Origin of the sequence: Xenococcus sp. PCC 7305 (genome assembly GCF_000332055.1) — a bacterium.
Taxonomy (GTDB): domain Bacteria; phylum Cyanobacteriota; class Cyanobacteriia; order Cyanobacteriales; family Xenococcaceae; genus Xenococcus.
In genome coordinates, this window is record NZ_ALVZ01000084.1 from 1 (window position 1) to 10,932 (window position 10,932).

Annotated in this window: 10 protein-coding genes; 2 read left to right on the forward strand and 8 right to left on the reverse strand. The window is 41.5% G+C overall.

The annotated features are described in order from the left end of the window. Window positions 1-38: 38 nt before the first annotated feature. The 8 genes from ilvC to XEN7305_RS03055 form a co-directional block, all read right to left on the reverse strand. Window positions 39-1,034, reverse strand: a complete 996-nt coding sequence (gene ilvC / locus XEN7305_RS03020) for a ketol-acid reductoisomerase (RefSeq protein ID WP_006507860.1) — start codon at window positions 1,032-1,034, stop codon at window positions 39-41. A gap of 70 nt (window positions 1,035-1,104) precedes the next feature. Beyond that, on the reverse strand, window positions 1,105-3,357 hold the full coding sequence (locus XEN7305_RS03025) for a cation:dicarboxylate symporter family transporter (RefSeq protein ID WP_006507861.1): 2,253 nt from the start codon (window positions 3,355-3,357) through the stop codon (window positions 1,105-1,107). A gap of 8 nt (window positions 3,358-3,365) precedes the next feature. Beyond that, window positions 3,366-4,475: a hypothetical protein gene (locus XEN7305_RS03030; RefSeq protein ID WP_006507862.1), complete on the reverse strand. Its 1,110-nt coding sequence runs from the start codon at window positions 4,473-4,475 to the stop codon at window positions 3,366-3,368. A gap of 104 nt (window positions 4,476-4,579) precedes the next feature. Beyond that, the gene (locus XEN7305_RS03035) at window positions 4,580-4,981 is read right to left on the reverse strand and encodes a biopolymer transporter ExbD (RefSeq protein ID WP_006507863.1); all 402 of its coding nucleotides are present in this window, start codon (window positions 4,979-4,981) and stop codon (window positions 4,580-4,582) included. Then, window positions 4,968-5,621: a MotA/TolQ/ExbB proton channel family protein gene (locus XEN7305_RS03040; RefSeq protein WP_006507864.1), complete on the reverse strand. Its 654-nt coding sequence runs from the start codon at window positions 5,619-5,621 to the stop codon at window positions 4,968-4,970. Before XEN7305_RS03040 ends, XEN7305_RS03035 begins: the two co-directional genes overlap by 14 nt. Before the next feature lie 51 nt (window positions 5,622-5,672). Next, window positions 5,673-7,208 (reverse strand): TonB family protein, encoded by a 1,536-nt coding sequence (locus XEN7305_RS03045; RefSeq protein WP_006507865.1) that lies wholly within the window; start codon window positions 7,206-7,208, stop codon window positions 5,673-5,675. 53 nt (window positions 7,209-7,261) lie between these two features. Further along, entirely contained in the window at window positions 7,262-7,477 is a 216-nt protein-coding gene (locus tag XEN7305_RS03050; RefSeq protein WP_144053187.1) for a hypothetical protein, read from the reverse strand. A gap of 45 nt (window positions 7,478-7,522) precedes the next feature. Beyond that, a complete protein-coding gene (locus XEN7305_RS03055) occupies window positions 7,523-8,080 on the reverse strand; it encodes a response regulator (RefSeq protein ID WP_006507867.1) in 558 nt (185 codons plus the stop codon). Window positions 8,081-8,242: 162 nt separating this feature from the next. Between XEN7305_RS03055 and lipA the strand changes: the two genes are divergently transcribed. Together lipA and XEN7305_RS03065 are read left to right on the forward strand one after the other, a co-directional pair. Beyond that, entirely contained in the window at window positions 8,243-9,160 is a 918-nt protein-coding gene (gene lipA / locus XEN7305_RS03060; protein WP_006507868.1) for a lipoyl synthase, read from the forward strand. 13 nt (window positions 9,161-9,173) lie between these two features. Beyond that, entirely contained in the window at window positions 9,174-10,916 is a 1,743-nt protein-coding gene (locus tag XEN7305_RS03065; RefSeq protein WP_006507869.1) for a cation:proton antiporter, read from the forward strand. Window positions 10,917-10,932: the final 16 nt, after the last annotated feature.

A 10,932-nucleotide genomic window follows, 5' to 3' on the forward strand; every position in this document is an offset into this window, starting at 1 on the left:
AAAACGTAGAATCAAAAATTGCGATATTGATTAGTCACTTAGCCTTCTTTCAGCCAACTAAAGTGAGCACGAACATCTTTGCCAACTTCTTCAATAGAATGTTCCGCTTCTTGACGGCGCATTGCTGTAAATCCAGCCTTTCCAGATTGGTTTTCTAACACAAACTCACGAGCAAATTGCCCAGACTGAATTTCCTTGAGGATTTTCTTCATTTCAGCCTTAGTCTCGGGATTGACGACTCTAGGCCCCCGAGTATAATCACCATATTCGGCAGTATTGGAAATACTATCGCGCATTTTAGCGAGACCACCTTCAACCACAAGGTCAACAATTAGCTTTACTTCATGAAGGCATTCAAAATAGGCTAATTCTGGTTGGTAACCAGCTTCGACAAGAGTTTCAAATCCAGCCTTGATCAACGCGCTCAAACCACCACAAAGAACCGCCTGTTCTCCGAATAAATCTGTTTCCGTTTCCTCTCTAAAAGAAGTCTCCAAAACACCGGCACGAGCACCACCAATTCCTTTAGCATAGGCCATAGCGCGATCGCGTGCTTGTCCCGAAGCATCTTGATATACAGCAAACAGAGCTGGCACACCTTGGCCCTGTTCGTAGGTACGTCGTACCAAATGACCAGGCCCTTTTGGTGCAATCATTACAACATCTACTGATGCGGGAGGCACAATTTGACCGAAATGAATATTAAATCCGTGGGCAAATGCTAGGATATCGCCATCTTGTAGATTGGGTGCGATTTCGTTGGTATATACGGTTTTTTGGACTTCATCTGGGAGCAAAATCATAATCATGTCAGCCGCAGCCGCCGCATCGGCGACACTATGAACTTTAAGCCCTGCTGATTCTGCCTTGGCCGCAGACTTGCTGCCAGGATATAAACCCACAATTACATTCACTCCACTATCTTTTAGATTTAAAGCGTGAGCATGTCCTTGAGAACCATAACCAATAATTGCTACAGTTTTATTTGAAAGCAAATCTAAATTAGCATCTTCGTCATAATACATTCTTGCCATAAGAGTTTTTTCCTTTAATTTATTAGGCGCGACAAACTCTTAATTATATAACAACATAGTAGACAATCCCTTAATCTATCCAATGTAATACGTCGCGAATAATAGACCAACGAGGTTTGAGAGTTGATTGGACATCACCTTTCACCCAATAGTTATAAAGGGAATCAATGGTGCCATCTTCTTGCTTCAATTTTAACCAGACGTTAACTACATCACTCAATTCGGAGGTATTTTCAGGCAAGATATATGCTACGGGAAACTTAATTGCTGGCTGAGGTACGGCAACGGCATAACTAGGATACAAAAGAGTCAAAGCCGATGCTGTTTCTGCAGAGAAAGCAAAGGCATCATATGGGGCAAAATCCTGCTCTAAAAAGTCTGTAATACTCTTATTTACCGTAGTCAATTCGGCCTGAGGTAGTAAACCTCGGATTTTGGCTATATAGTAAGAATTGCTTGTGGGGATGGCAATCCGTAAATTGGGCTCTGCTTGTAAACTTTGCCAGGAACTGAATTTACTTTTGAGCTCACTTCTTACGAAAAAACCAACACTGCGAGTAGTAAAACTGTGAGAAAAATCGATTTCTTCTTCCCCGCTAGGAAATAGGGGTCCTCCAGGAATAATTAAATCGCAATCTTCATTGTCAAGTAGATTTGCCAGTTGCGTAAAATTCAGTAGATCTTGTTCAATGTTTTGACCCTGATCATCTTTTCCGAGAGGAACAAATTCTAGATTTACTCCTAAATCTTTACTCAGGATATGACTCATCTCCACATCCATCCCTACCAATTCTCCTTCATTATTGATATAAGACAAGGGATAAGCATTATCAAGATAGCCAACTCTTAAAATTTTGCTGTTTTTAATTAAATCTAGTCTGGAGTTAATTTCTGTTTCCGCTGCAAGTTGTCTTCGAGGTGGCAATTCAGGATAAACTTTGCTTGCTTGAGGGTCTCTAACTCGGAATAATTTTAAGTTAGTTAGTAGCTCATTTTTATTATATTCTTGGGGAAAAATATAGCTAAAGATAAAATGCACCGAGCCGAGACTTAAAATAGTAACTAAGAAAGAAATTATTGTAAAACGAATTAATTTTCTTTTGTTAAAACGGATTAAACCTTGCATCGCACAGGTACTGATGATACCCAAGGCTACTGTATACATTCCGGCCAGTAAGGTGCCAAATCTTGCAGTAAAGACTTCTACTGTGATGTAAAGGCTCAACATATTTGTGGGAATTTTAAACAGACTCAACATAAAAGTTGTGCCCAAAGTGCCGTCGGCAAAGAAAACTGGCACTCCTGTCGCCACAAAAGTAGGATACTGACTTGGGGTTAATGGTGTACCAACATACCAAGCGGCAAAGGGAATGAATGCCAAAGACAGCAATTTGCCCATATTGGGAAAGTTGAAAGAGGCCGGAATAATAACATCTAGGGGCGAATCTTCTATTTCCTGTTGGTCGGCATCTGGATCAGTTTGCGGTCTGATATTGTCAACCAACTTTTTGCAGGCGTCTACCAAAATTGGCAAGACCACTAATAAATTTGCGATCGCAAAGGCAGTAACTAAAGCGGCTCTAATTTCTTTGATAATATCTTTGTATTTGATGGGAGTCAGAACGCTTATCAATCCTGGTAAGACCCAAAAACTAAGGATTAAAGAGATTAGTCCATGAAGAATGATATGAATCTGTAGTCGTCCAAAGTCTTCTAGCCTCAGGGTTCCTGCTGCATTAGCTGCGATCGCAAACACCCCAATAGGCGATAATTTGGCAACAAAACGGGTAATAATCAATAAGCTTTCGCTTAATTTTTCCATCACCTCAATGACTGTTTGTTTTTGATCTACCAAAATCAAAGACAGCCCGATGGCAATACTAAAGGTAACCACCGAGGGAATAATGGTATTTGCCATCGCTGAGAAGGGATTCGAGGGCAAAAATAGCTCAACAAAATCAATTTTTTGGGGTGGCTCAACCAAACTTTCGCTAAAAAATGATGCCGATTGCCAATTGGGAAAACCCAGGGGATAGACAATCAAAATAAAGATAATGATCAGCCAGAGAAATAATAAGGTTAGCCCTGCATTAATGCCCAATGATTTGGCAGTCTTAAAGTTTAATTTCCCTAAGCCTGCGATCAAAGAAACCAGCATGTAGGGGATAACTGGCATTTGAAACAGACGTATATAGGCAGTGCCCAGAACTTCCAAAGAAGAAGTGATTTCTCCGAAAAACACCCCCGCAAAAATGCCCAAGGCAAAGCCGAGGAGAACCTGTATTGCCAGACTAGAACGAACACTCTCAATTATTTTTTGCATTTATCTCCCTATATCTGATTTAATCTAGCCTCTTTTAATCGTCTTAACAACCCTGCCCGCCTACTGTATCTTTCATGAATATTATTCAAGCGTTCTTGAAACTGAAGCTGTTTATCTTGGTAAACAGCTAAGTCTCGTAACTTAACTAATAACTTTACTGCTTCCTCATAGGTTTTTGCTTGAGGTTTTACCAATAATCTTTCTATATCTTGCCAAGCTTGGGTTTCTTGAGTAGCAAATTGTTTTAATTCTTCAATGCGTTTAGCTTTAGCTGCTTGTTTTTGTTTTCGTTTTGTTTCTTGTTCTTGCTGTTTAGCCGCTTGCAATAGTTGGGAGATCTTTCTGGGTGGTGAGCTCTGAGATTGGACTGATTCTATTTGGGAAGATAATTTACGCTGGAGCTGAATTGATAAATTTGGTTGCCCTTTTACTAGTTGCAGTAAAATGAGATCGCATTCTGCCCTGGATAATTTTGCGATCTCGCTTGCCCAACTGTCATCGGCTATTGATTGCTGATGACCACTAGATTTTGCAGCAGCTTGAACTAAATAGGGGTCAACTTCAAATAACTCGACAAAAGCATCTAGCGATCTCGACAACTCCTGTAGTCCAGAAGGCACAGGCGGTTCATGTTTATTGTCATCAATATATTGCAGGGTTATGGCTTTTAGCCAAGCTAGATAAAGCAAACGATAATCCTGTTTTAAAATATCGTTTCGCAAATCGATAACTTGAGTCAGCTCCCCGCCTTCTTCTTCTATCCAACCAAAACCATCTTCATCGTCCAAGCAAATATCTAAAATTACATGTTTACTAGTCGTGTTAAGAGAGATAAAGCCTTCAACACAGTATGGTTGAATTTGGTTGATATCAACCAAAGATTTGGGAAAACAGAACATAAGTTGCTTCGTTCCCCAATTGGCAATGTAATACATAGCATCGAAATACTTAGCTAAGAAATCTTGCGGATCTCCTCGAAAATCACCATAGCTATAGGTAAATATGGCGCTAGTGGCCGTAAGTTTAACTCTGCTCGACAACTTACCGATGCTTACTCGTTCTTGCTCAGTTAAAGAGCGATTAACTGTTTGAAATTCGTAATACTGATATTCACTCATTTCCGCAAATCAAAGACAATACCGATGCTGAATGTTTAATGTTTAATAGTCAAACTCGCGCGTTCCCTTGCGTCCTACGCCGACGCGGGGTCGCTCGTTCATGTTTAAGGTTTTTCAGCTGCGATCGCAAGTTGCACTTGAGGTATTTGGCGCAATTGGTCGATCACCTCAACTACATTGCCATGGGCCACATCTTTGTCGGCATTGACTACAACTATTATCGTTGATTCTGTCCCGATCAATTCTTCAATCTGGGACTTGAGCTGAGCGAGTTGAGCCGGCTCACTATCTAGAGTCAATTGACCATCGCGATCGATACTGACAGTAATTTGTTGTTGCTGTTGAACTTCAGCGGTTTTAGCTTGGGGAAGATTAACAGGCAAACCCTCGGAACGAGTTAAATATAAACTAGAAACCATGAAAAACACTAAGATAGCAAAGATGACATCAATCATCGGCACAATATTAATGCTAGGTGGTAAATCCGGTTCTTCAGGTAAGCGCATCGTAAACCCCTCCTTGCTGCTCGTATTTTTCTAGATGGACAAGTTCTAATTGTCCCCCAACTTCCTGCATTAAAGCTAGTTGTTGCAAATATAGTCCACGAAACATACTCGCAAAAAACAGCGTAAAAATAGCAATTACTAGTCCCGCAGCCGTCGAAGTCAAAGCCTCACCAATCCCTGAAGTTACTCCTGTAGCATCAGAAGAACCAATATCACCAATTTGCAGAGAAGCCAAAGAAGTTATTAAACCTAAAACCGTGCCGAGCAGACCCAATAGGGGAGAAATGCTAATTATAGTTTCAAAGGCATTACTAAATCTTTTAATAATGGGAATTTCGGCTTGGGCCGCACTTTCTAGGGCTAGTTTAAATTTCTGCGGTGTCGATCGCTCGACGGATAGAGCGACCAGAAAGATTCTCGCGATCGGCAATTGTCGATTGCGTCTGAGTAGTATTTCTGCGGATTCTGTATCCTCTCGATATAGAATTAAGCTTTTTTTGATAATTTTCTCTTGTTGACGAGAAACCTGAGCCCAAAAAAGCGATCGCTCTAAAATCATCGCCAGAGAAATAATTGATAATCCCAGTAAAGGGTACATTACCAATCCACCATTACTAAAAAATTGATTGATTATTGCCATGAAGTTAAGTAATAAGTAATGAGTAATAAGTAATAAGTAATTTAGAGTTTATTAATAGATATAGATATTAAAATTAAACTCGACATTTAACGTTTCCAAGGGGAAATTGGCAGGCAAAGGATCAAATGGGCCAGCATTTTGGACTGCTGCGAGAGCTTCGCTGTCTACTGACTGAGAACCTGAGGTTCGCCTAACTTTCAATAAGGCAATTTGACCATTCCTTTGAATCGAGAAACTCAGAACAGTATTATGTTCTCTTGTAGAATATCTGGGATTCCAATTGCGTCGAACTCTTCTTTTGATTTCCGAAAAGTAGTTTCGCATATCCAGTCTTTGCTGGGCATCCAAATCTGGATTATAGGCTTGTTGGCTGGCATTATTATCGAGATTGAAAAATGAATTGCCCCCATCATCATCAAAAGAGCGTTTTAAATTTCCTCCTAATAAACTAGCCGCGCCTGTACTACTAGGAGTTTTGCTTTCCGAGCTGGGAGGATTGGCAGGTAAGTTTTGGTTAGGAACAGCAGGCTGCTCAGTTCCCGCAGATTCATTGGGAATTATCTTGGGTGTTGAACGAATTGCCACAGAATCAGTTTCTGTCTCTGGAGTCTCGGGAAGAGCTTGCTCGGTTTTTAAGGGTTGCTCCGGTAGGCTCTCGGGTAACACACGAGTTGCCAAAGGTTCAGTTTCCGGTTCTGGAGTCTCAGGGATCGGCTGCTCTGGTTCTAGAGGCTTGCCCGGTATTGCCCTAGGTGGTAACCGAGTTGTTAAAAAATCATCTTCGGGTTCAATAACCTCTGGGGGTGGTTTGACTAGTTTAGTGATTTCCGGTGTTTTTGGTTCTGTTGTTTCGATAGCTGGCTCTGAACCCGATAATATTTCAGCCGAATTTTGACTTTCCGCAAAAGGATTAGGGGGTAAAGGCTGTTCGGTAGGCTCAGGTTCGGTTAGAGTATCTGCGGCAATCTTCTTGGGTAGTTTAGTTTTTTTGGGTAAAGATTCGAGAATGGGCTCGGGAATAGCTGCGGTCTGAGATGGGGGTTCAGGTTGGGGTGCTGTAGTTTTTACAGGGGCAGGGGGCTCAGCAGGTAAGGGTTTTGGGATTGGTTCTGGGATTGGTTCTGGGACAGCTGCCGTTTGGGATGGCGGCTCCGGCTGAGGTGGAATTGCTGCGGGAATTTCTTCTGAGGGGATAACTTCAGTTGGTGCGGGTTCAACAACTGGTTCTGGCACGGCTACAGCTTGAGATGGTGCGATCGCCTCACTGGCTTTTGCTGTTGAAGATTCTGCTTCTGCTATTTGATCGGTGGGTGCTGTTTCTTGTGGAGGGGTTTCCGTTGGGGTTTGGGCGGCCGTTTCTTCTGGGGGCACCACAACAAAATCAATTGGTGCCGTTTCTGGAACCATTTGCACTGTAGGTTCAGAGCGCTCTACAAAGGCAAATAAAACGAGTCCCAGAAGGTGAACTAGCACAGAGGCCAATATAAATAAGGGTATGGGATTACGATGAAATTTTCTGTTGGAAACTTCATCTATCATATGATCCCCAATGCTGTTGCTCTGACCTGATTGAGTGCTAATTGTCATTGCTACAGTTATCTCCAGACATTCCCCATTACCCGAGTAATTATACTCGCCTATTAGACTAACAAATCACGACTCTCTTTTTCTGAGTTTTGGTTGAGACGTTTCGGGAATTTTTGGTCTGACTGGGTGAAATTGCGATCAATAATCACTTTCGGATGGAGTTCATCTAACGTGAGTTCGATGATTACAAAATTTACTAGTTCTGAATAGGGAGCTAGGGATTTGGGGATTTGGGGATCTAGGGAAAAGCCTGTTACTTCGTGGTTCAATTTGGGAAATTTAATCAAAAGGAAAATTCGTCGAACTGACGTTATCTAACTAAATTTTTGTCGAATAAAACTAATCAACTGATTAATTTGCTTTCTCATTTGCTCCATATTTTTCTCTATTTTCTCTACTTTCGACTTGAGCGACTCGATTTCTGCTGTCATCGCAGAAGTATCAACAGCATTTGCATCCGATGAATCTCCACCCAAAGGAGATAAATGGGGCTGTTTTTTCGACTTCACCATCGCCTCGCGGATCGCATCTACCAACTGCCCCCCATCAAAGGGTTTCTCGACAAAAGCAAAATATTCAAAAGGTTCTGGTAGTTTATCGGTAACTTCCTCTTTGCGTCCTGACATTAAAACTAGAGGAATATTTCTGAGTCTTTTTTCCTTTTGGATTGCTTGGTAAACTTCCCAGCCACTCATTTTAGGGAGTAAAAAGTCTAACATTATCAGATTAGGATTCTCGGTTCTAATCAAGTTAAACCCTTCCAAACCGTCTTTGGCTTCAATAATCTCAAAGTTACCTTCTGGTAACATATCTTTGACTCGCATCCTAATAACTTTGCTATCGTCAATAACCAAAATTTTCTGATTGGGCACAGTTAACTCCTTAGTGATTACTCTTGATAACTACAGAGATTTACCTAGTTTATTCATGGTGAATATCGTGGGTTCATTGTTTAGAATTCCCGTTAACATTGTCAAAATCTCTATAAATGCGATTAAAATTTTCAGTGTTGCCATCTCCTCTTATCAAAAATCATGAATCAGACTAAGTCCGTGAGATCTACCAGAACTGATTTGCGTCGGGACATAACTAAACTGCCATCATGGCTGAAAGCAACTATTGGCAACGCTAGTGACATCTCCACTGTACAAAAAATTATTAGGAAAAGAGAAATTCATACGATCTGTGAAGAGGGAAGATGTCCTAATCGAGGAGAATGCTATGCCAATAAAACAGCTACTTTTCTGTTAATGGGGCAAGTTTGTACTCGTGCCTGTGGGTTTTGCCAGGTAGATAAAGGCAAAGCTCCAATGCTTTTAGATCCTGAGGAACCAAGAAAAGTTGCTGAGGCCGTATCTCTGCTCGGTTTGCATTATGTTGTTTTAACGTCTGTGGCCCGTGATGATTTGGCTGATGGTGGCGCAGCTTGGTTTGTGAAGGTGATGAGCGCAATTCGTCAAGCTAATACTCAAACTGAGATTGAAGTTCTCACACCAGATTTTTGGAGTGGCAAAGCAGGAGCTGAGGCTCAAAAAGCTAGAGTTGCTACTGTGGTAGCGGCTAAACCTGCTTGTTATAATCATAATCTTGAAACCGTGGCTCGTCTCCAAGCGCCTGTAAGAAGAGGGGCAAAATATGAGCGCTCACTTGATGTTTTGCGTTGGGTTAAAAAACTCGACCCGACTATTCCTACTAAATCAGGCTTAATGTTGGGGCTGGGGGAGACGGAAGCTGAAATTAGACAAACAATGGAAGATTTACGGCAAATTGACTGCGATCGCCTGACTATTGGGCAGTATATGCGTCCTTCTCTAGAGCATTTACCAGTCCAGAAATATTGGACTCCCGAAGAATTTACTTATTTAGGAGAGATGGCCAGCTCTCTCGGGTTTTCCCATGTGCGCTCTGGCCCTTTGGTGAGAAGTTCTTATCATGCAGGTGAGGAAGAATAATTAATTAGGCAATATGTCAGAAGTAAACAGTTTTGTTTTCGATCTTACGCTGGTATTAAGTTCATCTGCGGTGAGTGGCTTTATTGCCAATCGTCTTCATCAACCAGTTCTCTTGGGTTATTTAGCCTGTGGGTTAGCTATTGGCCCTTTTGGGTTAGGGCTCATCAACAATCTTGAAGATATTCAATCTCTAGCGGCGATCGGAGTAGCATTTTTATTATTTGCCTTGGGGGTAGAATTTTCTTTAGCTGAATTGAAAAGAGTTAAAGACATTGCTCTTAAAGGGAGTTTATTGCAAATTGGTTTTACGATAATTTTCGTTGCGATATTTTCTGGTATTTTAGGCTGGACAAAAACTCCTATAGAGGGAATTTTCTTAGGTGCGATTCTTTCTCTTTCTTCGACTGCTGTAGTACTCAAAACTCTGACAGAAAAAGGAGAGGTGAACACAATCCATGGTCAGATAATGTTGGCAATTTTGATTGCTCAAGATTTGGCTTTGGGGTTGATGCTAGCTATCCTCCCGGCACTTAACCAGCCAGAAAATATCACGATCGCCTTGCTCGGGGCAGTCCTCAAAGCAGTGCTCTTTTTTACAGGCGCTTTTGTTGCCGGTTATTGGGTGATTCCACCTTTAATGAAAACTGTTGCCCAAACTGAAAATAGTGAATTATTTGTCTTAACCACGATCGCCCTATGTCTAGGAGTCGCCCTGATTACAGCTAGTCTGGGCTTATCTATTGAAATGGGGGCTTTTGTTGCGGGATTAATTATTGCTGAAATTGATTATTCTGCCCAAGCTTTGGCTAAGGTTATTCCGTTACGAGATACCTTTGCTAGTTTGTTTTTTGCTTCGATTGGTATGTTAATCGATCCTGATATTCTCTGGGATAATTCCGGGGTAATTTTGGGTTTAGTTGCCATCATTATGCTAGGAAAAGCCTGTATCGTTTTCCCGATTATTTGGCGATTTGGCTATTCTTTTAAAACTGCAATTGTGACAGCTTTGAGTCTAAATCAAATTGGAGAATTTTCCTTTGTCCTCGCAATTGTCGGTCGAGAATTGGGCTTTATTAGCCAAGAAAAATATTTACTATTAATTGGGACGACTGCCATTACCTTGGTTGTGACGCCCATCGGGATGAAATTTGCCCCCGAAATTGCCGATAAAATTGCGACTCTACCAGGCATTGCTCATTATTTGAGGACTAGGCAGCAAGATAAAGATATTTATGTTCCCGAAACTATTTGTGATCATGTCGTAGTTGCCGGTTACGGAAGAGTTGGACAGGTGATTGTTAATGTTTTACGCGATCGCAATTATGAGGTGTTAGTGATCGAAAATAGTGAAGCTGCCACCAAACATCTCAGACAAGCTCAGATCCCCTATATTTTTGGTGATGCCGATGCCGAGTTGGTTCTGGAAAAAGCTTATTTAGATAGAGCTAAGGCTTTAGCGATCGCACTTCCGGATCCGGCCAGCACAAGAATTCTTCTACAACATGCGTTAAACGTATCTCCGAATATTGATATCGTGGCTCGTTCCCATACTGATTCTGAAATCGATTTACTGACTCAAATGGGAGCCAAAGAAGTTGTCCAACCAGAATTTGAAGCAGCCCTTGAGATGGGCAGGCAAATCCTGACTACTCTGGGAGAGGCAGAACCAATGGTTAATTTTGTCTTGCAAGCAATCCGTCGCGATCGCTATCTGAGTGTCCGTTCTGAGCAAAGTAAGGGCACAAAAAATAAGTAATTAAAACGAAGGCAGA